This is a genomic window from Cyanobium sp. ATX-6F1, from assembly GCF_047395825.1.
Taxonomy (GTDB): Bacteria; Cyanobacteriota; Cyanobacteriia; order PCC-6307; family Cyanobiaceae; genus ATX-6F1.
In genome coordinates, this window is record NZ_JBCEBF010000003.1 from 1,021,828 (window position 1) to 1,041,842 (window position 20,015).

A 20,015-nucleotide genomic window follows, 5' to 3' on the forward strand; every position below is an offset into this window, starting at 1 on the left:
TTCCAGCCCCCACGGATCATTTGGGTGATAGACCCCTACGGGCCATTGCGACAACTACGCTTCTCTGTGACGGCAAGGAATTGCAAGGAACAGCCGGGAGCACGAAGTAAGCTGAAGGTGCGGAAATTTCCGCGTTTTTCCGCGCTTGCGGAAAACTGGCCTCAGAGGAAATGACCAATGGCGACCACCAAAGCAGCCAACGTATGGGAGGCCGGATTCCGTTCCGCCATCCGCACCGGCAGGGCCGGATGGACCGTTTCGAACAACCGTGGCCGAATCCAGCTCAGGGTGCGATCAGCCAACGGCAAGGTCGAGTCGGCATCGCTGCCTCTGGAATGGTCACCAGCCAGCCAGGCTGCGGCCATGCAACTGATCGGCAGGATCTACCAGATCGTGGCAACCGGCCAGCAGACGGTGAAGGGTGCCCTGCAAACGGTCGTGGATGGCAGCGACACCATGAAGACGGGCACCAACTGGAGCTCCGCCGTGGATGGCCTGCGGGCGGAACTGATGAATGGGCGGAATGAAATCCTCCCGGCGACGTGGAAGTCCAACTACCAGCAGTACATGGAGGAAGCCCTGCGGATCTTGGATGGCCCGAACCCACCTCACGATGGGCATGGGCTCCTCCAGCGCACTCTTGAGCGGTGGAAGGGCAAAGCGGCCAGCCGTGCGGCCTGCTGCATCGCCATCCGCAACCTGACCGATCACGCTATGGCCAGGCATCACGCGGCGGCCTGTTGGACCATCACGGCGCCGATCGTGAAGAACCTTCGAGGGAAGACATCAGAGAAGCGGACCAAGGCCACCCTTTCTGATTCGGAAATGCTCTACCTCATTGAGGGAGTGGATCGCCGGAATCCTGGTTGGGCGAACGTGCTCCGTGCCCTGGCCCTGTTCGGGCTGCGGCCCATCGAGTTGCAGCATCTGGTCCCAAAACCTGACGACCAAGGGGTGTTGAGGATGTGGTGCAGCTACCGGAAGAACTGCGGCGGCCAGCTCACGGCGCCCCGCTGGCTGCTGCCTGCGCCGCTGCACATGGCCTCTGGAGAGCGTCAGGATTGGAACATCACCGGGGCGATGGTGGCGGGCTTGCTGGAAATCCCAGAGGGGCGTGATGGTGGATTCAGGGTGCTGAATGGCCACTACGTGGAGCAGTTCCTTCGAATCCAACCGGAATGGAAGGAACTGAAGGCGATCTACACCGCCAGGGGGAATGGTTGCGGCCTTACACCTTCCGGGACAGTTACAGCCTGCGGTGCCACCAGCGAGGGGTGGAAGTGGGAGCGATCGCCTCCGCCATGGGCCACAGCCTGGCGGTCCATGCCAGCAGCTACAGGTGGGCATCAGAGGCAACCACTGCTGCGGCGTTTGAAGCGGCCTTCCCTGCCTGAGGGCATGGACAAGCCCCGGGGAACCGCGATGGATGTTGATTCAGGATCAGCCCCCTGAATCTGTGGTCAGCCATCCCTGACTCTGTCGATCTCACGCCCTTTATCAGCCCGAACGACCTGATGGCACTGCACAGCTAGGAGCCTCAACGATCAGGAGGCGCTCCACCCAGCCAAGCAGGTGCATCTGACCACCCCAAGCGATGCGCAGCTCTGGCAGAGCAAGCGGGCCTGAGGCTGGACGGCCTGAAAAAGGGGGAATTGAAAGTTGGAAAGCTGGGAGTGAGGCACCCGGTAACTTCCATGACTTCCTCCGTATCCGCCCAGTGGATCCCAACCCCTGAGATGGCCGTCCGTCTAGGGATTCATCCAAAAACCCTCCTTCGGCTTCGTCGCCAATCGTTCGCACCATTCAGTGAGGGGATGCACTATCGCCGTGGGGGCCTGACCACGGCAGCTCCGCTCCAGTGGCACCCGGAAGCCACTGAGTCGGCCTTCACCAGCTTCCGGCGGATCGACCCGGCAGCGGTCGAAACCTTCTCAGGTTCGAGGTCTTGAGCCATGTCCCTCGTCACTTTGTCCTTGTGCCGCCAGCCGATCCACAACCCGGGGATGCAGGCCCTGGCTGAAGTCTGCCCAGGCGATCGGCTGCCCGCTGTCATCGTCGCGGGGGATGGCGAATGAAAATCGCCCAACTGCTCTCGCCAGAGCAACCGGGGGAATTAAAACCAGAAACCTCCGCCCATTTTTACGGTGCCACGGTCGCCCCCACCTGCCCCACCGGGGTCAGCCCTGCCGCTGCGCTATCTCCCGCCCATCGCCAACAACTGCTGGATGAACTGGGCAGCGATGACGCCGTGCAGGTGGCCATCGACTACGGCGCCCGCAGCGTCACCCCAACTGAGGCCGCGGCCCTGGGCTACCGCTACCAGGGCCACGTGACCGGGGGCCTCCTGCTGCCCTTCGGTGGTGACTTCGGGCAACTGCGTTGCGACGATCCACCTGTCGCACCCAACGGCGAACGCCTCAAGTACCTCAACCGGGTCGGGAAGCCGCAGAGCGCCGTCACCTTCGGCAGCGGTGACCCGAAGATCGCCACCGAAGGCTGGAAGGATGCCCTGCGACTGCACCTGGCCACCTGTCAGGCGGTGCAGGGCATCGCTGGGGTCACGGCCCACAAACTCCTGGCGCCATCGGTGGAGCTGTTGATCTATGACGCCGACGCCCGCGATAACCCGGCAGTCTGGTCCCAGTTGATCGCTGCAGGACTGAATCGCAGCAGGCTGCGATTGGCGTTCTTCCCCGTTGACCTGGCCGGGCCGAAGGGGGCGCTTGTGAGTTCTTCAAGGCCGCGACCTATGGGGCGTTCGAATCCATCGAGCGGTTCAAGGCCCGTGAGCTGATCCGCCTGCTGTCACAGCAATGGGACCGCAACCTACGGGTGGATTGGCAGCCGCTGGCCATGCGTCACCTGGCGCGGCTGGCCGTGCTGGCGGGGTTTAACCGCGATGCGGTGCGCCAGTTGGTGGCTGGCGCAGCAAAGGGCATCGGGTTCCCTGTGGACTCCGCCAGGCGGATTGTCACCGTCGAGCAGCACAAGCAAGCCCCGCCGCCGAAGCCGCTACCGGCTGATGCCCCACCAGAGGCGCAGCTTGTTACCTGCGCCGGGGCGGTGCCGGAGTGGAGCGCCAACGCAGGCTCGTGGGCCAATGCCCTAGGGGCTGGCGTTGGCGATCGTCTGCGCATGAACCTGCTGAGTTCCCGCATCGAGTTCGATGGCCGCGACCTGCGGGCCGACACCGAGGAACTGTTGTACGTCTGCGCTCAGCAGGCGACCTGGAAGGTCAACAAGGTTGATTGCTTCGACGGCACCCGCCAAGTGGCCCGCGCCCATAGCTTTCATCCGGTGCGGGAGTACCTGGAGCGGGTGGCTGCCGATCCAACGCTGCCCACGATCGACCTGGATGCCATCGCCGCCCGTTACCTGAGCGTTGATGATTCGCTGAGCGCCGCAATGATCCGCTGCAAGCTGATCGAAGCAGTTGCTCGCATCTATGAGCCCGGCTGCCCATCGGTGGGGGTAGTTGTGCTGCGGGGGGCACAAGGCATCGGCAAGACCGAGTTCTGGCAAGCCCTGGCCGGAGCGTTCTATGTCACCAGCCGCGACACCGACAACGGCAAGGATCAGGCGATGTCGATGCACCGCGCCTGGTTCTACGACTTCGACGAGCTGGACAAAATGACGACCGCCAAACAGGCGGCATCGGTGCGCTCCACAGTTTCAACCAACTGCGACACGTTCCGCCCGCCCTATGCCCGGCGGGAAGAAACCTTCCCCCGGCAGTTCGTGATGGTGGCAGCCGTCAATGGCGACGGATTCCTAACCGACAAGGAAGGCAATCGGCGGTTCTTGGTGATCGACTGCCCGCATCGCAAGGACAGCGGGGCCTTCATTGATGGCCCCGGCGCGAAACGCGACAGGGACGCGATCTGGAAGGCGGCGGTGGAGGCATACCGGGACGGGGCACCGTGGCGGCTGACGCCAGCGGAGCAGGCTGCCAGCAACGTCCGCAACAGCAATTGGGAGGCGGTTGACGAATGGGAGCCGGCCCTGGCGAGTTGGGCTCAGACCTCACGGACGCCCGGTGGATTCGACACCCGAGAGGCAATCGTTGGCGCGAACCTGCGGCTGCTTGAGTCGATCACCAGGGCCGATGAAATGCGAGCCTCCGACGCGCTCAAGCGAGCGGGTTTCGTGCGAAGGAAGCACGAAGTCCACCGGCCCGGCAAACCGAAGGCGCGGGTCTGGCTGCCGGGCGGGGGTGACATGGACCGTCACAGCCAGCCGGGAGGGCCGTCCTTGGCGCAACCGGCGCAACCTTGGCGCAACTTTTTCGAGGAGGTTGCACCAGCCGAAACCCATAGCAGCGCAAGCGACCTGCCCCCCTTGACGCAACCTACGCAACCTTTTTGGATTACTTCGAGGAAGAAAGACATAAGGGGTCACCCCTAGAGGGGGTGCATACCCTTCCTAGTAACAAGGAGGGGGAAAAGGCTGCGCCGGTTGCGCCAACGCCCCAAACCGGCTGTGAAACAGCCGATCTGGGATGCCGCACCACCCCGGGGGGCCTCCGACGGTTGCGCCAGAGGACGGCCCACCCCCGGCGGGCTGCTGACTACGCGGGAGGCCGTGGCCGAGGCGCTGCGGGCGTTGAAGCTGGCCGCGACCCACCCCAGCGTTACCCGCCAAGTGCTGGGGCACCTGGGCGCGGGATATGGGCGCCTGGCGGTGACGGCGGCAATCGAAGCCCTGCGGGATGAGGAGCGCGCCGACGACCCGACAGCATTGACCCGTTAAGGCTTGATCCACCCGGGCGGCGAGGCCCAACTGACATCAGCCCCGATGTGCAATTCTCTGGTGCTTCCGGGGCCACGCAGGAAAGATGAGGGCATGTCCAACCGCCTGCCCCACCGTAAGCTCGACCCCGAGATGGTAGCCAAGGTGCGCGAGCTGGCCGCCCTCGGCCTTCGCCTGGAATCCATCGCAGCAGCCGTGAGCATTTCCTATGGCGGCCTCAAGGCTTGGCTTAAGAACGCCCGTGAGGGGGTCTGTACCGAGCTTGAAGCCGACCTACTTGCTGCGCTCCATGAAGGCCGCCAGGCGGGTGAGAAGGCCCTTGTGGCAAAGCTGTTGGCTAGTCAGGACACCGCCGACGCCCGGTGGCTACTGAGCCACAGCAACGCATGGCGCACTGGCTGGAGCGATAACAGCGCCGTCACCCGTGAAGTGAACCGCGCCATGGGGCAGGTGGTAAGTGCGATCGAATCCGCAGGGCTCAGGGCCGACCAGCGCCAGGATCTACTGCTGCGTCTTGCTGCTGCTGGCATAATCGCCGCGCCAGACAATGCGGAGTGATCCGATCCGACAGGCCCTGGCCCGGATGGACCTGGCGGAGCTTGAGGCGCAACTGGCTGAAAGGCCCGCGGGCACGTTCAAGGAGTTCGTTTCCCGCGTGGCCCCTCAAGTCGCCTTCTACCGCCATGTCGAGCTGTTGGCCGACGTGCTCCAGCGGGTTGCTGATGGTGGGCACCGCCGGGTGCTGATTCTGCTGCCACCACGGTCTGGGAAAAGCCTCTTGTCCTCGCGGTTGCTGTCTGCTTACTACCTTCGCCGTCACCCTGGCCTGTGGGTTGGGATGAGCAGCTATGGCGCCGACCTTGCCGAGGGCTTCAGCCGCGAGGCGCGAGGGTTCTACACCGCTGATGGGGGAACCCTGGACCGTTCGAGCAAGTCTGTGGGCCAATGGGTGACGGGTGCTGGTGGCGGGTGCTGGGCGACGGGTGTCGGTGGTGCGACGACCGGCAGGGGATTCTCGCTGGGGATCGTTGACGACCCGACCAAAGACGCGCAGCAGGCCGACAGCCCCACCTACCGGGAAAGGATGGTGAGCTGGTGGGAATCAACGTTCGCAACCCGTGCAGAGCCTGGAGCGGCCCTAGTGGTTGTACAAACCCGATGGCACATCTCCGACCTTGCTGGGCACCTATTGGCGAAGGAAGCGGAGGCACCGGAGGGTTGGCATGTTGTGAACCTGCCTGCCATTGCTGAACAGCAGAACGAGCCCACTGCCTGGTCGCAGGAACCGGACTTTCGGGAGCCTGGTGAGCCGCTGTGTCCTGAAAGGTTCGACTCCGATGCATTGGCCAAGATCCGGGCAGGAATGTCGGCCCGATGGTGGGAGGCGCTCTATCAACAACGGCCCAGCATTGCTGCCGGGTCGGTGTTCGTTCGGGAGTGGTTCAAGTTCTACGAACCGCCAGAGGTGCCAAGAAACTTTGTCCGCCTAGTGGCTTCGATCGACTGCACGTTCAAGGGCACCGATGGCTCTGATTTTGTCTCCTTGCAGGTCTGGGGTCAGCACAGCACCGGCATCTGGCTGCTGGATAACGACACCCGCCGACTGGGCTTCCACCGGAACTCTTTCGGCCATCACCGCCAGCCACCAGCGGTGGCATTGGGGCGAACTGCTGATCGAAGACGCGGCCAACGGGCCTGCGGTGATCGACACGCTAATTCGCCAGGCGCAGGGCTTTTCTGTGAGGGCGGTCAGGCCGTTGGGCGGGAAGGTGGCACGGGCGAACGCTGCGGCTGTGCAGCTCGAACAGGGCCAGGTGTGGTTCCCACGGTCGGCGCCATGGTTACAGGGTTTCGTGGATGAGCTGCTGAGCTTCCCCAGCGGCGCACATGACGATCAGGTGGACGCCATGACCCAGGCGCTCAACTACATCGCAGGCACCGGACCCATGCGGGTGAGCACCGCCATTTATGGCCGTGGCAATGGCACCCCCACGCGTGAGCCGTTCTCGCCTCTGCCGGATGAGGATTGGAAGCGCAGGAGTCAACTAGAGACGGCGAAGCAGGCCGCCCGCAAGGGAGCGGTGGGGTTTCGTGGCGTTTTTCATTCGTAATAGTGCCAGTCGGCACACCCGCCAGGCTTCGAGTCGATTGGACACAGCCGAACCCCGTCAATGGACAGCGCATCACACGCCGACCGGTCGGATTGGCATGTTGCTTGTTGAGAATCCCGGGCCAGATAAAGCCCGACTGGCACAGCCTCCGCTGAGCACCTGTCTGGCCAACAGGTGTTCAAGCGGACAGGTGCTCAGCTGGCATGGGTGACCTGGCGGCCATCGCCAACGGGCTAACACCAACCGACTGGGCGATACGACAGCCTACAAGAAATCCCTGCAACCCTCGCAATTAGTTAGGAGCCAATCCTCTGAGTGCATAACAGCGCAACCATGGACAACATACTCAAGAAGCCAAAAACCTCTGTGGCTACTGCTACGACTGGCGCTTTGTGTGCGAACAAATTCCTCCCAAACAGATGGCAATGACGCCACCTCCTATATTGAGGATCTGATATATCTGATGAATTGAGCTCTCAGTCTTCATGGAAATCCCATTAAAAAGCATAATGGTCCCAGCGAGAAAGCCGAAGGCTGCTGTTAAAGAAAAGTGCTTGCCAAGACCGCGCAACTCCAACACGGCAGGAGGCAGCGGCACTAAAGGAGAATTTTCTGCCCTTGATGCAAAAGATTCCAGGCTTTCGTCTTGTCTTATTCCTTTCTCTCTTCTCTTAACAGAAGTTGCATGATTGAAGACTTCTTCAAGAACTTGATCTATGGGCAATCGTCCAATGATCCGGCCATCCTCGGCGGCCAATACATATGTCTTCTCCGATCTACGAGATCTTTCCGCCGATGGCGTCATATCATCCTTGATCTTCCGGTCACGATTTGCTATTGCTACTGCAGCCCTAAAAAGTGATGCATCGCCTTCGCTTGTCCCTTCCATATAGTCACATAAAGAGTAGGCTCCGAACTTTAAGAGATCTTCATTCATTTGTCGAGCCAATGACTTGGTCTTCACTAAGCGGCTGTGCTTCTCGTTTTGGCTGATCTCCGTGACCCGAGCCGAGACGTGCATTTATCTGCGCAGCGATTCGCAAGCCACCCCATCGCCGTTCTTATCGAGGTAGCTGTGCCCCTGCTTCAGCAACTCCTGGGCCTTGGCGAAGCTGCCGATTTCCTTGCAGCGGTAACGACCTCCCGACTGTGCGGGGCTCGGTTGTAGTGCACCCCTCGGGCTCGACCAGTTTATCTGCCGCTGGAGAAGTTCCCCTGACTCCCGCTGTGCCGCCAGTCCCATGGTCTTGTGATGCAACCGGGAACTGACCACACTCCCAGCCGAGCAGTCTCAGCCGCCCATTCAGCTCTTGTTACTCATCTCAACCTTCTGCCAGTAGAAGCCGCCTGGACTGGGCTTGCCCTCGGCAAGCACCTTGGCACCAGCTGACAGCGGAACAAAGGCAAGGCAGGCCAGGGCAGCAGGCGCTATGAGAGAGAGGCGCATTAGTTCGCGTCGAATTAGCCCATCCTCTCTGGTTTTACTGCGCTTGAACGGGTGTGGGAACAGTGAGCGGGCACCGCTGCCCCTTTGATGCCTGCCCCCACCCTGGAGAGCCTGCTGCTGCTGGCCTTGAGCGTTCCCGACTACCGCCTCCACCTGATCGGAAGGCTCCGTCCTGCTGTGACAGGCTGAAGTTATCCCCGCTTCCGCATGGCGCGGAAGAGCTGGAAGGTCGGCTGGATGTCGTCAAAACTTCGCAGATTCCCTTATTGTTCAGGCGAGATGTCAGATGGCTAGAGGCATGACAGAGGCTGAACTGGCTGAGGATAATCTATTCAAGGCGGCTGTCAGCTATTCCCTCAGGAAGGGTAAGATGAAGGCTGAGGGTGACGTTGATTCGGAGCGATCTCGACCAACCGGCCAGTCGTTCGTATTGGCTGCCGCTGATGGACGGGTGATCGACCGGATTCCATTGGCTTTGGTCAGAAAAGAGGCTGCCAGGTTGACAAACCTTCCCCAGGAGCTAGCTGTCAGGAGGAATGAAACAGCAGATGAAAGGATTGCACGCCAGAGGGCTAGGAGGGAGAGCGGAGCACTTGCTGCATCTACAGCACCCTTCGGCAAAACAGCACCCTGCGCCATCAAGTTAACCGGCTTCCTTCTCGCCTTACCAGTCGGATTCTTTGCTGCAGGATTCTTTCCAGAAGGAGCTTCAACAAAAGTGATCGCGGGCCTTATTGGAATTGTATTCCCTCCCATCATGGGACTTCTTTTGTCTGACTGGGTGAAGGGCGGAGCCAAGGGAGGCTTCATCAAAGCGATTGGCAAGGCCACAGCAATGGCAGGAGCGGGTATCGCTGCATCTTTCGTGCTGTTCAGTGCGATCGTCTTTCTATCGCGACCTAGCGACATTCTCAACGATGGCAGCGCCCGGGCGGACTGTGAAGCGAACCTGAAGCAGAAATTACGCGACCCAGCCTCCTATGAGCCCACCGGTGAATGGGCGAACGGGGGCGATGGCCTCGCCTCTGGTGGAGGGAAGGCCACGTGGACATGGAAGTTCCGCGCACGCAATGGATTTGGCGGCATGAATGTAAGCGTCGCTTCCTGTGTTGTAGACAGTGCCACTCAATCAGTAACCGCAGAGGTCATGATGTCCGAGTAGTCCAGCTTCTGCCCTTTCAGCGCACCCCGAACAGGCGCCGTCTGCCTTGGTGCGTGATCCGCTCCGGCAGGTCGCGGCCAGGGGTCACTTTCAGGTGAGCGTTCGATCAACTCTGCCCGGATCTTGTCCGGGGCCATTGTCAGCGGGCACCAGCGACCCATTGGTTTTTCAGCGCAGCGATTCGCAAGCCACCCCATCGCCGCCGCCGTTCGGGGCGGACCAACTTCGCAAGTGACCCTGCCCAAGCGAAAGCCGCAGCAGCACCGCCCTGGCCACTTACCTGAGCCCTCGGCCACCAGTGGGAACACTTGGTGGGCACAGCTACCCCCTAGTGCTCACAGCGTCCAAGGCACTACTGGTGGCTACCCAGACTCATATTCTTCCGCGCTTTTTCCGCGCTTGCCTTGCGGACGAAAGCTGAAACCCTGAGAAGTCTTGGTATAACTACTAAAAAGGGGCCTTCCAGCCCCCACGGATCATTTGGGTGATAAGGCTGATCTACCCCATCTCCCTAAGGAGTCAGGCGGCCACAGGGGCGGTCTGACGGGAGAAAGCAACGATGTTGTTCGCTGTTACGTGTGTGCTCTTACCGAGCAGGCTTCAGTCACCCTCCTGATACCCCGTCGAAACCATTGCAGCCCCGGGAAGGTCCCGCCACGGGAGCGGGAGAAATGGAGCTGAGCGGAATCGAACCGCTGTCCGAAGCATTGGTGTGAGCCACCTAGTCCGCCCAAGGACGGACCTTGTCATTGTGGCAGCTGAACAGGGATCCAGGGTGGGGCAACACGGGTGGGCATGACCGAACCGTTCGAGGCTGTGGCGGTGCTGCCCCAGGGGCTGGAGGCCGAGGGGGCCGCCGAACTCGTTGCCCTGGGGGGAGCGGACGTGCGGCCCTTGCGGCGGGCCGCCAGCTTTCGCAGCGATGCCGCGGGCTTCATGCGCCTGCACCTGCGCGCCCGCCTGCCCTTTCGGCTGCTGCGCCAGCTGGCCTCCTTCCCCTGCACCAGCCCCCGGGAGCTCTACGCGGGCGTGCAGGCCGCCGCCGACTGGGACCTGTGGCTGCCCCCTCGGCCAGCTTCCGTGTGGAGGTGAGCGGCTCGGCGCCGGGCCTGAGCCACAGCCACTACAGCGCTCTGCAAGTGAAAAATGCCCTGGTGGACCTGCAACGCCAGCGCTGGGGCGAGCGCTCCAGCATCGACCTGGACAACCCCGACCTCGCCCTGCATCTGCACCTGGGCGGCGGCCGGGCCGCCCTGAGCGTGGAGGGCTCCAGCTCCAGCCTGCACCGCCGCGGCTACCGCGCCGCCCTGGGCCTGGCGCCGCTCAAGGAGAACCTGGCCGCCGGTCTGATCGCCCTCAGCGGCTGGGATGGCACGGTGCCCCTGGCCGACCCCCTCTGCGGCTCCGGCACCTTGCTGATCGAGGCGGCCTGCTGGGCGCTGGGGCGCGCGCCCGGGCTGCTGGAGCAGGCGGGCGGAGTTCCGCGGGCCCGCACATTTGCCTTCGAGCGCTGGCCGGAATTCGATCCCGTCAGCTGGCGCGATGAACTGGCCGCCGCAATCGCCCTGCGCCGCGACACCCTCTCAGATGGCTCGGCGCTGGCGCCGATCGTGGGCTGGGAGCGGGACCCCGCCGTGCTGGAGCAGGCCCGCACCAACGCCCAGGCCGCCGGGGTGGCCCCCTGGCTGCAGCTGAGCCAGGGGGATGCCCGCGATTTCGTGCCACCGGAGCGACCCGGCGTGCTGGTCTGCAACCCGCCCTACGGCGAGCGCCTTGGCGCCGATGAGGATCTTGAAGCCCTCTACGCCGACCTGGGCCAGGTGCTCAAGGAACGCTGCTCCGGCTGGAATTTGTGGCTGCTGAGCGGCAACCCCACCCTCACGGGCGCCCTGCGCATGAAGGCGCGCCGCAAGATTCCCGTGAGCAACGGCGGCCTCGATTGCCGCTGGCTGCACTACGAGATCCGCTGAGCGCCGCGCTCGACAACCGCACCCAGGCGGTGCTGCGCTTGCTGGAGGGTCGCTGATCCAACTCGATCAGCGCATCAATTGATGCCTAATCTGATGCCAGTCAACACCTCGGCGCCACCAGTCCAAGCAGACCATGCGCACCACCGTCACCCTGGACGATCAGTTGCTGGCCCAGGCCAGTGAACTCTCGGGAATTCCCGAACGCACCCAGCTGCTCAAGCAGGCCCTCCAGGCCCTGATCGAGCGGGAGAGTGCCCGGCGTCTGGCCTTGCTCGGCGGCACGGAGCCCGAGCTGAAGCCGATCCCGAGGCGCCGCCCGGCCCGGCCGTGACCCTGCCGTGATCCTTGCGGACACCTCGCTCTGGGTGGATCACCTGCGCGGCGCCCATGGGCCGCTCTCCGTGGCGCTCAGCGATCAACAGGTGCTGATCCACCCCTTCGTGCTTGGCGAGCTGGCCTGCGGAAACCTGCGCCATCGGGCCTCGATCCTGCGCCTGCTGCAAGCCCTCCCGGCCGCGGCCGTGGCCAGTGACCTGGAAGTGATGCAGGTGATCGATACGCACCAGCTGATGGGGCGGGGCATCGGCTACATCGAGGCCCACCTGATCAGCTCAACCATGCTGAGCCGGGCCAGCCTCTGGACCCAGGACCGGCGTCTGGCCGCGGTGGCCGAAGCGCTGGGGATCCGTTTCCAGGCCCCTTAATCCCGCCCCAGCACAGCCCGGGTGGTCTTGCTGAGGCCGGCGATCGTATCGGGCAGGTAGGGCCCTTTGGTGAGCTGGCCGCCGATGCGCAGGAACAGGCCCGCAGCCACCAGATTGATCGCCCCCACCACCAGGGCCGCCGTGGTCCAATCCAGGCCCTTGGCGCTGTGGAACCAGAGCAACAGGGCGGTTTCGGCGGCGATCAGCGACAGCAGCACCAGCACCAGACCGCCGCTGAGCAGCAGAGCGCCCGCGATCAATCGCCGCTTCTCCCGGTCGACTTCCTGCAGGGCGATGCGCACGTGCAGATCCATCACCGAGGCGACGATCGCCGTGACCCGGTTGGTGGTGCTCATCGGGAGCGGCGGCCCGAGGCCAGCAGCAGACCGGTGAGCAGGCCGACGCCGGCGGCGATGCCCAGGGCCAGCAGGGGCTTCTCCCGCACGGGCTTCTCGATCTTGGGCCGCAGGCTGGTGTTGAGCTCATCGAGCAGGTTCTCCAGCTGCCGCTCCAGGGGCTCGAGGCTGTCGGCCAGCTGACGGGTCTGATCGCCGGCCCTGTGCAGCAGCTCCAGCAGCTGCTCCTGCACCCCGTGGGCGGTGCGGCCGGTCTTTTCGGTGATCACCGAGACCACCTCATCGAAGCTGCCCCGGGTGGCCTCAAGGGTGTCGCGGGCCACCTGGGGCCATTCCTTCTGAATCGTGGGCAGCAGGGTTTCGAAGCGCTCGCGGAAGCGGTCGTGGCTGCCCGATGGGGAATCGGAGGTCATGGGATGGGGAGCGCTTTGGCGCCATGTGCTCTCAACGTAGGCAGCACCCTTGAGATTGTGAGGACAGCCGCTACATTTGCCTCGCTCGGCGCACGGGCCTGTTGGTTCACATCAATCAGGTCGGGCTTACCCACTTCAAGTCCTTCGGCGGATCCCTGACGATCCCGTTGGACGAGGGATTCACGGTGGTCACGGGCCCCAACGGCTCGGGCAAGAGCAACATCCTTGATGGGGTCCTGTTCTGCCTGGGCCTGGCCAACAGCCGCGGCATGCGCGCCGAGCGGCTCCCCGACCTGATCAACAGCGCCATGCTGCGCGAGGGCAAGGCCGCCGAGACGGTGGTGAGCGTGCGCTTCGATCTGAGCGACTGGCAGCCCGACGAGGCCGAAGCGGGGCTGGAGCGCAGCGGCGAAGGTCCCTGGATCCAACCCGGGCAGACGGAATGGACGGTGACCCGGCGGCTACGGGTGGCCCCCGGAGGCACCTACAGCAGCAGCTACGCCGCCGATGGCGTCCCCTGCAACCTGCAGCAACTGCAGACCCAACTGCGGCGCCTGCGGGTGGACCCGGAGGGCAGCAACGTGGTGATGCAGGGGGACGTGACCCGCATCGTTTCGATGGGCGCCCGGGACCGCCGCGGCCTGATCGATGAGCTCGCTGGCGTGGCCCTGTTCGACAGCCGCATCGAGCAGAGCCGCGCCAAACTCGAGGAGGTGCAGGAGCGCGAGGAACGCTGCCGCATCGTTGAACAGGAGCTGCTCGCCAACCGCCAGAAGCTGGAGCGCGACTGCGCCAAGGCACGCCTGTATCAAGACCTGCGCCAGCGCCAGCACCTGGGCCGCCTGCAGGAACAGGTGCTGGTGGTGGAGGCGGCCCGCAGCCAGCTGCAGGAGCTGCAAAGCCGCCAGAGCGCCCTGACTCAGCAGCAAGGGAGCGAGCGCGAGGCCCTGGCGGTGGCCGAGCTGGAGCTGCAGGGGGCCTCCGCGAAGCTGGAGGCGCTGCAAGCGGAGGTGAAGGCCCTCGGCGAAGACGCCCTGCTGGCGGTGCAGGCGGAGCTGGCGGGCCTGGAGGCCAGCGGCCGCGAGCTGGCCCGCCAGGGGGAGAAGCACCAGCAGAGCGCCGAGGGCTTCCAGCGCCAGCGTCGCCAGCTGGCCGAGCAGCAGGTGGAGCTGCGCAACCAACAGCGCAGCCTCAGCGAAAGCGACGACCTGAGTGCCCTTGAGCAGGCGGAGGAGGCCTGCCGCGCCGGCGAGGCGGCCGTGGAACTCTCCCGCCGCCGTCTCGGGGAAGTGGCGGGGCGCTCGGGCACCTGGCTGCAGGAGCAGCAGCAGCGCAGCCGCGAGCGCCAGGAGCTCCAGGCCCGCAGCGGCCCCCTCCAGGCCGAGCAGCAGCAGCTGGTCGAGCGGCTGCGCCAGGAGCAGGAGCGCCTGGGGGAACTGGAGAGCGAACTGCAGCAGGAGGCCGGCAGCAGCGACAGCGTGCAGCAGGGTCTGGCGGAGCTCGAAACGGAGTGGCAGCAACTGCTGGAGGCGCTCAAAACTGACCAGAGCCAAGCCCAGGAGCTCGCCGAGGCCCTGGCCCTGCAGCAGCGCACCCGCGCCCGGCTGGAGCAGGAGCAGACCCAGCTGGAGCGGGAGATCGCCCGGCTGGAGAGCCGCCGCGAGGCCCTGCAGGAGAGCCGCGGGACCGGCGCCCTGCGGCTGCTGCTGGAGTCGGGGCTGGAGGGGCTGCACGGACCCGTGGCCCAGCTGGCGGAGGTGGATGAGCGCCACCGGCTGGCCCTGGAAGTGGCCGCCGGCGCCCGGCTCGGCCAGGTGGTGGTGGATGACGACCGCATCGCCGCCAGGGCGATCCAGCTGCTCAAGAGCCGCAAGGCGGGCCGGCTCACCTTTCTGCCCCTGAACAAGATCCGCGGCACAGGCGGCGGCAGTGGCAGTGCTGGTGGGGCCGCCTTCGAGCGCGGCCGCGGCCCCTCAGGCGCCTCGGGGAACACCGGCGGCCTGGTGGGCCGGGCCGTGGAGCTGGTGCGCTACGAGCCGGTCTACGCCGAAGTGTTCCGCTACGTCTTCGGTGACACCCTGGTGTTCAGCGACCTGGCCAGCGCCCGCGCTGAGCTGGGCCGCTGCCGGGCCGTGACCCTCGAAGGCGAGCTGCTCGAAAAGAGCGGCGCCATGACCGGCGGCAGCCTGCAGCTGCGCGCCGACCGGCTCAGCTTCGGCAGCGCCAGCGACCACGATGAGGCCGAACCCCTGCGTCGGCGCCTGCTGGAGGTCGGTGAAACGCTGGTGGCCAGCCGCCGCCAGGAGAGCCAGCTGGGCCAGCGACTCGAGACCCTGCGCCCCGAGTTGCAGCGCAAACAGCAGCGCCAGGCCGCCCTGGAGGCCGAGCGCCAGGCGGCCCGCAGGGCCCATGGACCGCTGCTCCAACGGCAGCAGAACCTCAGCGACCGCCGGCAGCAGGCCGGTGCGGCCCAGGCGGAGCACAGCCAGCGACTGGCCGCGCTGGAAGCGGAGCTGGCGCCGCTGCTGGAGCGCCTGGCGGCCCTGGAAGCGGCCGAGGCGGCCGCCCAGGGTTCCGGCGACAGCGGCCGCTGGCAGGGGCTGGAGCAGGAGCTCAGCGCCGCCGACAGCGCCCTGGCCCTAGCCCGAGCGGCCCGCGACGAAAGGCTGGCGGCCCGCCGGGAGCGCGGTCTGGCGCTCGAGCGGCTGGGCAACCAGCTCGAAAGCCTCGTGGCCGATGAACAGCGGCTCAGCCAGGAGGTGCAGGCCCTGGCCCAGGAGCACGGCCGCTGGCGGGAGCAGCTCAAGCAGGAGCAGGAGCGCCGCACGGCTCTGGAGGCCCAGCAGCAGGAGCTGCAGCAACGCTTCGGGGAGCGCCGCCGGGCCCGGGACGGGGCCGAGGCCCAGGTGGCGGCCCAGCGCCAGGCCCTGCAGCAGCGCCAGTGGGAACTGCAGCGCCTGGGCGAAGAACTGCTGGCCCTGGCCGAACAGGAGCGCTCCGGGGCCCTGCGGCTGGAGCAACTGGAGCGGGACCTGCCCGATCCCCTGCCGGAGCTGAGCGAGGAGTTGCGCGCAGCCGGGCTCGAGGCCCTGCAACAGGAGCTGCGCCAGCTGCAGGTGCGCATGGAGGCGCTGGAGCCGGTGAACATGCTGGCCCTGGAGGAACTGGAGCAGCTGGAGCAGCGGCTGGCGGAGCTGGAGGCGCGGCTGGAGGTGCTCTGCAAGGAGCGCGAAGAGCTGCTGCTGCGGATCGAAACCGTGGGCACCCTGCGCCAGGAGGCCTTCATGGAGGCGTTCACGGCGGTGGACCGCCATTTCCGCGAGATCTTCGCCGGCCTCTCCGAGGGCGAAGGCCACCTGCAACTGGAGAACCCCGAGGCGCCATTGGATGGAGGACTCACCCTGGTGGCCCATCCCAAGGGCAAAGCGGTGCGGCGGTTGGCCTCGATGTCGGGGGAGAAAAATCGCTGACAGCCCTCAGCTTCCTGTTCGCCCTGCAGCGCTTCCGCCCCTCACCCTTCTATGCCCTCGATGAGGTGGACAGTTTTCTCGATGGGGTGAACGTGGAGCGACTGGCGGCGTTGATCGCCCAACAGGCGGACCAGGCCCAGTTCATGGTGGTGAGCCACCGGCGGCCGATGATCGCCGCCGCCACCCGCACGATCGGTGTCACCCAGGCCCGAGGCGCCCACACCCAGGTGGTCGGGTTACCCCCGGCGGCGTGACCAGCACTGGTGGGCCACAATGAATCGGATGGCAAGCCTTCCCCCTCCGCCGACACCGCAGGCGCCGCCCCCAGCGACCGCCTCTGGCTGCGCTCCGAGCTGATGGGCACCCAGGTGATCACCCGCGACACCGGGCGGCGTCTGGGCGTGGTGGGCGAGGTGGTCGTCGACATCGACCGCCGCGAGGTGGTGGCCCTGGGGCTGCGCGACAACCCCCTCACCCGCTTCCTGCCCGGCCTGCCCCGCTGGATGCCCCTGGATCGCATCCGCCAGGTGGGCGATGTGATTCTGGTGGATTCCGCTGATTCGCTCACCGAAGGTTTCAACCCGGAGCGCTACAGCAAGGTGATCAATTGCCAGGTGATCACCGAATCCGGGGAGCAGCTGGGGCGGGTGCTGGGTTTCAGCTTCGACATCGAAACAGGCGATCTCGCCACCCTGGTGCTCGGAGCCCTCGGCTTACCGCTGCTGGGCGAAGGCGTGCTGAGCACCTGGGAGCTGCAGGTGGAGGAAATCGTCAGCAGCGGCCCCGATCGGATCATTGTTTACGAGGGCGCCGAGGAGAAGCTCAAGCAACTGGGCACCGGCCTGCTGGAGAAGCTGGGCATCGGCGGCCCGGGCTGGGAGCAGGAGGAGCGCGACCGCTACCGGCTGAACATGGTGCCGGTGGAGAATCAGCTGGCGGCTGGTCAGGCCAGCGAACAGGCCCAGCGCCGCATCCAGCCCGCCACCACCCGCGCCTTCGAGCCCGAGGAGGAGCTCGAATACGTGGAGCTGGAGGGGCGCCAGCAGGAACCCCTGCGCCAGCGCCGCTACCTCGACGACGAGGAGCGCTACGGCGACAGCAACTACAGCGCCAGCAACCGTGATGAGCGCGACCGTGATGGCCGCCCCCGCGCCACTGGCCGCGACCAGGAGCCCTACCGCGACGAGCGCTTCCGAAGCGAACGCTTTGGCAACGACAACGAAGCAGGTCGTGATGACCGCTACGACCGCGAACGGCTGGCTCCCAGCGAGCGCTACGACGAACCCTCTCGCACGCGCTTCAATCGCACCGATTCCAGCGGCTCAGATGACAGTTGGTCCAATTCAAACCGAACAGCCTCCAATCGTTCCCAGGGCAGCCGCCCGGAACCTAGTCGCAGCCTTGATGAGCGTCTGGATCCCTTGTTAGCCGAAGCCGCCCCGCGGGAGCTGCCGATCCAACCGCGTCCCCCCAGCCGTCGCTCGCCCCTGCAGGAACCCCTGGACGTCGAGCCTGAGCCCTTCGATGACGAGGATGTGCTCGCCGCCCCCCGCGGCGAAGGCCGGAGCGCCCCGATCGACGACCCCTGGTGAGCGAGCGAGGGGCAGGCCCATGCCGCCCTCAGCCGCCTGCCGCCGGCCGATCCTCGAACGTCAGCGAGGCTGAATTGACGCAGTAGCGCTCACCCGTGGGCCGGGGTCCATCGGGGAACACGTGCCCCAGATGGGCCTCGCAGCGGGCGCAGCGGATCTCCGTGCGACTCATGCCGTGGCTGCGGTCCACGATGCGGGTGATGGCGCCGGGGGCCGCCCCGTCCCAGAAGCTGGGCCAGCCGGTGCCCGACTCGAACTTGGTCGCCGAAGCGAACAGCTCCGCCCCGCAACAGACGCAGCGGTACATCCCTTCGCCCTTGTGGTTCCAGTAACGGCCGCTGAAGGCCCGTTCGGTGCCGCCCCGGCGGGCCACCTGGAACTGTTCCGGCGTCAGCCGCTCGCGCCAGGCCTCCTCGGAGCGCTCATCGCGCGCCAAGCCCGAGGGCAGGGCACAGCCGGAGGGGGCAGTGTTGAGCGGGTCAGGGCCGGAAACCGACATCGGGGCTGAGAAGAGCGTGTCTCCAGGCTAGGGAGCGGTTCGGGGCGCCGGCAGCAGCTCTCGCACCAGCCGCGACAGGGCCGCCACGGCCCCGGGCTGGCCCCGCAGGCTGCGCAGGTCCTCGCGCACGCCCTCAAGGCGCTGGGGGTGCTCCAGCCAGTCCAACGCCTCCGCGGCGATCTCAGCCGGCGTGATCGCCCCCACCCGCTCGGGCACCACCAGCCGTCCGGCAGAGATGTTGGGCCAGGCCAGATAGCCCCGGTTCCGCATGCGCCAGGCGGTGAGCGCCACCCCCAGCAGCCAGCTCAACAGCGGCAGGCGGGCCAACAGCCCCAGCCAGCCGTCCCAGGCCTGCATCACGTGCAGATGCTGGGTGGGCACCAGCACCAGCATCGGCACCGCCAGGGCCCCCAGCTCGGCGGTGTTAGCCCCCACGGTGGTCAGGGCCAGGACGCACTGGCTGAGGGCGCCGTGGGCGGGCTGCTCCTCCACCAGGCGAATCAAGGTGCCGGCGGGGTCTCCAGCCAGCGCGCCCCCGCCGCCTCCCGCAGCTCCGGAGCCCCCTGGCTGTAGGACGACTGCAGCGGGTTGGACGGCCCCCCGTAGCGCAGCAGCTCCTCGACGCTGGTGGTGGGGGCCACCGGCAACAGGAAGCGGCAGCCGGGGCGCTGCGCCCGCAGGCGATCGGCGGTGTCCAGCAGAAAGGGCACCCCCACCTGGAGCTTGGCCCGCTTGGAGCCGGGCATCAGCGCCACCCACTCCCCGGGGGCAGGGGCGCGTCGCTGCGCGCCGACTCCGAGAGATCCGCCATCAGATCCCCCACCACCTCGCAGCGGGGCCGCCAGCGCCGGGCCAGCCGGCCGGCGGCCTGGGGGCCCATGGCGGCGATGCGGTCGTTCCAACGGGGCCAGCGGACCACCCACTCGGCGTAGGTGAGGTGGCGGTAGCCGAGGCGCCAGGAGAGCAGCACGGTCCAGAACTGATCGCCGCCGAGGAACACCACCACCCCATGATCCGGCCAGGGGCCATGGCGGCGGGGCCGCAGCAGCAGCCACCAGAAGCGCTCGGCGGGCAGCACCCGGCTGAACAGCCCCATGCGCCGGGCCACCTGCGCTTCCGAGCCGGTGGCGTTGGGGCAGGGCACCAGCACCAGCTGCAGATCGATCGCTGCCGCTGGGGCCAGCGGGCGCAGGGGCACGTCCCGGTGCAGCCGACGGGCGAGGGGGCGCACCCAGGTGGCCAGCTCGCCGGGACCGTTGCAGACGAGCACGATCACGGCTTCAGCCGGAGCGGCGCCGGCAGGCGCGGTGCCAGGGAGCATGGGCTCACGGGAACCCGAACCCGGCTGTGCAGCAGTCACGGAGGGGGGCCGGGTTGTGGAGAAAGAAAAATGCGGATGACGAGACTTGAACTCGTAAGGCCGAAGCCACACGCCCCTCAAACGTGCGTGTCTACCAATTCCACCACATCCGCGTGGGCGGCTGGCTTCGAGAAGCCCTCCGGCTGAGCAATATACGCATCAGCTTCCTCAGTGAGCGCTGA

17 protein-coding genes, 1 tRNA gene and 4 pseudogenes are annotated in these 20,015 nt (G+C 66.0%); 13 read left to right on the forward strand and 9 right to left on the reverse strand.

Going from position 1 to position 20,015, the window contains the following annotated elements:
- Positions 1–161: 161 nt before the first annotated feature.
- On the reverse strand, positions 162–365 hold the full coding sequence (locus AAF143_RS17625; protein ID WP_255009700.1) for a hypothetical protein: 204 nt from the start codon (positions 363–365) through the stop codon (positions 162–164).
- Here AAF143_RS17625 and AAF143_RS17630 point away from each other — a divergent pair.
- From AAF143_RS17630 to terL, 7 genes and pseudogenes are all read left to right on the forward strand, one after another.
- On the forward strand, positions 364–1,452 hold the full coding sequence (locus tag AAF143_RS17630; RefSeq protein ID WP_414027458.1) for a site-specific integrase: 1,089 nt from the start codon (positions 364–366) through the stop codon (positions 1,450–1,452). The genes AAF143_RS17625 and AAF143_RS17630 overlap by 2 nt on opposite strands.
- A 619-nt stretch (positions 1,453–2,071) precedes the next feature.
- The gene (locus AAF143_RS17635; protein WP_414027459.1) at positions 2,072–2,794 is read left to right on the forward strand and encodes a hypothetical protein; all 723 of its coding nucleotides are present in this window, start codon (positions 2,072–2,074) and stop codon (positions 2,792–2,794) included.
- 59 nt (positions 2,795–2,853) lie between these two features.
- Positions 2,854–4,404 (forward strand): VapE domain-containing protein, encoded by a 1,551-nt coding sequence (locus AAF143_RS17640; RefSeq protein ID WP_414027460.1) that lies wholly within the window; start codon positions 2,854–2,856, stop codon positions 4,402–4,404.
- Positions 4,405–4,455: 51 nt separating this feature from the next.
- Positions 4,456–4,749: a hypothetical protein gene (locus AAF143_RS17645; protein WP_414027461.1), complete on the forward strand. Its 294-nt coding sequence runs from the start codon at positions 4,456–4,458 to the stop codon at positions 4,747–4,749.
- A 93-nt stretch (positions 4,750–4,842) separates the two neighbouring features.
- A complete protein-coding gene (locus AAF143_RS17650; protein WP_255009706.1) occupies positions 4,843–5,307 on the forward strand; it encodes a hypothetical protein in 465 nt (154 codons plus the stop codon).
- Positions 5,308–5,332: 25 nt separating this feature from the next.
- Positions 5,333–6,187: pseudogene (locus tag AAF143_RS17655) on the forward strand (terminase large subunit domain-containing protein); the annotation flags it as partial.
- A gap of 85 nt (positions 6,188–6,272) precedes the next feature.
- A complete protein-coding gene (terL, locus tag AAF143_RS17660; protein WP_414027534.1) occupies positions 6,273–6,860 on the forward strand; it encodes a phage terminase large subunit in 588 nt (195 codons plus the stop codon).
- 376 nt (positions 6,861–7,236) lie between these two features.
- Here terL and AAF143_RS17665 read toward each other — a convergent pair whose 3' ends face one another.
- Genes AAF143_RS17665 through AAF143_RS17675 form a run of 3 tightly spaced genes read right to left on the reverse strand, consistent with a single transcriptional unit; the run spans position 7,237 to position 8,307 of the window.
- On the reverse strand, positions 7,237–7,881 hold the full coding sequence (locus AAF143_RS17665; RefSeq protein ID WP_414027462.1) for a hypothetical protein: 645 nt from the start codon (positions 7,879–7,881) through the stop codon (positions 7,237–7,239).
- Positions 7,882–8,103, reverse strand: coding sequence for an excalibur calcium-binding domain-containing protein (locus AAF143_RS17670; RefSeq protein ID WP_414027535.1), 222 nt, complete (start codon positions 8,101–8,103; stop codon positions 7,882–7,884).
- Positions 8,104–8,163: 60 nt separating this feature from the next.
- Complete coding sequence (locus AAF143_RS17675; RefSeq protein ID WP_414027463.1) at positions 8,164–8,307, reverse strand: hypothetical protein; 144 nt, start codon at positions 8,305–8,307, stop codon at positions 8,164–8,166.
- Between the two features lie 298 nt (positions 8,308–8,605).
- Between AAF143_RS17675 and AAF143_RS17680 the strand changes: the two genes are divergently transcribed.
- The 4 genes and pseudogenes from AAF143_RS17680 (at position 8,606) to AAF143_RS17695 (ending at position 12,143) form a co-directional block, all read left to right on the forward strand.
- Complete coding sequence (locus AAF143_RS17680; RefSeq protein ID WP_255009712.1) at positions 8,606–9,469, forward strand: hypothetical protein; 864 nt, start codon at positions 8,606–8,608, stop codon at positions 9,467–9,469.
- Between the two features lie 795 nt (positions 9,470–10,264).
- Positions 10,265–11,439, forward strand: a pseudogene (locus AAF143_RS17685) (THUMP domain-containing class I SAM-dependent RNA methyltransferase).
- A 133-nt stretch (positions 11,440–11,572) separates the two neighbouring features.
- Positions 11,573–11,770 (forward strand): type II toxin-antitoxin system VapB family antitoxin, encoded by a 198-nt coding sequence (locus AAF143_RS17690; RefSeq protein WP_255009715.1) that lies wholly within the window; start codon positions 11,573–11,575, stop codon positions 11,768–11,770.
- Between the two features lie 7 nt (positions 11,771–11,777).
- Positions 11,778–12,143 carry a type II toxin-antitoxin system VapC family toxin gene (locus AAF143_RS17695; protein ID WP_255009717.1) on the forward strand — a complete coding sequence of 122 codons (366 nt, stop codon included), beginning with the start codon at positions 11,778–11,780 and terminating at the stop codon, positions 12,141–12,143.
- Here the strand turns inward: AAF143_RS17695 and AAF143_RS17700 are convergent.
- Entirely contained in the window at positions 12,140–12,499 is a 360-nt protein-coding gene (locus AAF143_RS17700) for a phage holin family protein (protein WP_255009718.1), read from the reverse strand. The genes AAF143_RS17695 and AAF143_RS17700 overlap by 4 nt on opposite strands.
- Entirely contained in the window at positions 12,496–12,912 is a 417-nt protein-coding gene (locus AAF143_RS17705; RefSeq protein ID WP_255009720.1) for a glycine zipper domain-containing protein, read from the reverse strand. Before AAF143_RS17705 ends, AAF143_RS17700 begins: the two co-directional genes overlap by 4 nt.
- 101 nt (positions 12,913–13,013) lie before the next feature.
- Between AAF143_RS17705 and smc the strand changes: the two are divergent.
- Positions 13,014–16,636 (forward strand): annotated as a pseudogene (gene smc / locus AAF143_RS17710) (chromosome segregation protein SMC).
- Between the two features lie 9 nt (positions 16,637–16,645).
- Entirely contained in the window at positions 16,646–17,974 is a 1,329-nt protein-coding gene (locus AAF143_RS17715; RefSeq protein ID WP_414027464.1) for a PRC-barrel domain-containing protein, read from the forward strand.
- 28 nt (positions 17,975–18,002) lie between these two features.
- Here AAF143_RS17715 and msrB read toward each other — a convergent pair whose 3' ends face one another.
- The 3 genes and pseudogenes from msrB to AAF143_RS17730 all read right to left on the reverse strand — a co-directional run bounded on the left by msrB (position 18,003) and on the right by AAF143_RS17730 (position 19,946).
- On the reverse strand, positions 18,003–18,473 hold the full coding sequence (gene msrB / locus AAF143_RS17720; protein WP_255009725.1) for a peptide-methionine (R)-S-oxide reductase MsrB: 471 nt from the start codon (positions 18,471–18,473) through the stop codon (positions 18,003–18,005).
- 27 nt (positions 18,474–18,500) lie between these two features.
- Positions 18,501–19,794: pseudogene (locus tag AAF143_RS17725) on the reverse strand (glycosyl transferase).
- Positions 19,795–19,864: 70 nt separating this feature from the next.
- Positions 19,865–19,946: transfer RNA gene (locus AAF143_RS17730), tRNA-Leu, on the reverse strand.
- Positions 19,947–20,015: the final 69 nt, after the last annotated feature.

Excerpts from the sequence above, each read along its gene's own strand:
- AAF143_RS17665 (WP_414027462.1), bottom strand. The coding sequence starts at position 7,881 with ATGCACGTCTCGGCTCGGGTCACGGAGATCAGCCAAAACGAGAAGCAC.
- AAF143_RS17700 (WP_255009718.1), bottom strand. The coding sequence starts at position 12,499 with ATGAGCACCACCAACCGGGTCACGGCGATCGTCGCCTCGGTGATGGAT.
- AAF143_RS17625 (WP_255009700.1), bottom strand. The coding sequence starts at position 365 with ATGGCCGCAGCCTGGCTGGCTGGTGACCATTCCAGAGGCAGCGATGCC.
- AAF143_RS17650 (WP_255009706.1), top strand. The coding sequence starts at position 4,843 with ATGTCCAACCGCCTGCCCCACCGTAAGCTCGACCCCGAGATGGTAGCC.
- AAF143_RS17690 (WP_255009715.1), top strand. The coding sequence starts at position 11,573 with ATGCGCACCACCGTCACCCTGGACGATCAGTTGCTGGCCCAGGCCAGT.
- AAF143_RS17635 (WP_414027459.1), top strand. The coding sequence starts at position 2,072 with ATGAAAATCGCCCAACTGCTCTCGCCAGAGCAACCGGGGGAATTAAAA.
- AAF143_RS17670 (WP_414027535.1), bottom strand. The coding sequence starts at position 8,103 with ATGGGACTGGCGGCACAGCGGGAGTCAGGGGAACTTCTCCAGCGGCAG.
- AAF143_RS17705 (WP_255009720.1), bottom strand. The coding sequence starts at position 12,912 with ATGACCTCCGATTCCCCATCGGGCAGCCACGACCGCTTCCGCGAGCGC.
- msrB (WP_255009725.1), bottom strand. The coding sequence starts at position 18,473 with ATGTCGGTTTCCGGCCCTGACCCGCTCAACACTGCCCCCTCCGGCTGT.
- terL (WP_414027534.1), top strand. The coding sequence starts at position 6,273 with ATGGCTCTGATTTTGTCTCCTTGCAGGTCTGGGGTCAGCACAGCACCG.
- AAF143_RS17675 (WP_414027463.1), bottom strand. The coding sequence starts at position 8,307 with ATGCGCCTCTCTCTCATAGCGCCTGCTGCCCTGGCCTGCCTTGCCTTT.
- AAF143_RS17630 (WP_414027458.1), top strand. The coding sequence starts at position 364 with ATGCAACTGATCGGCAGGATCTACCAGATCGTGGCAACCGGCCAGCAG.
- AAF143_RS17640 (WP_414027460.1), top strand. The coding sequence starts at position 2,854 with ATGCGTCACCTGGCGCGGCTGGCCGTGCTGGCGGGGTTTAACCGCGAT.
- AAF143_RS17680 (WP_255009712.1), top strand. The coding sequence starts at position 8,606 with ATGACAGAGGCTGAACTGGCTGAGGATAATCTATTCAAGGCGGCTGTC.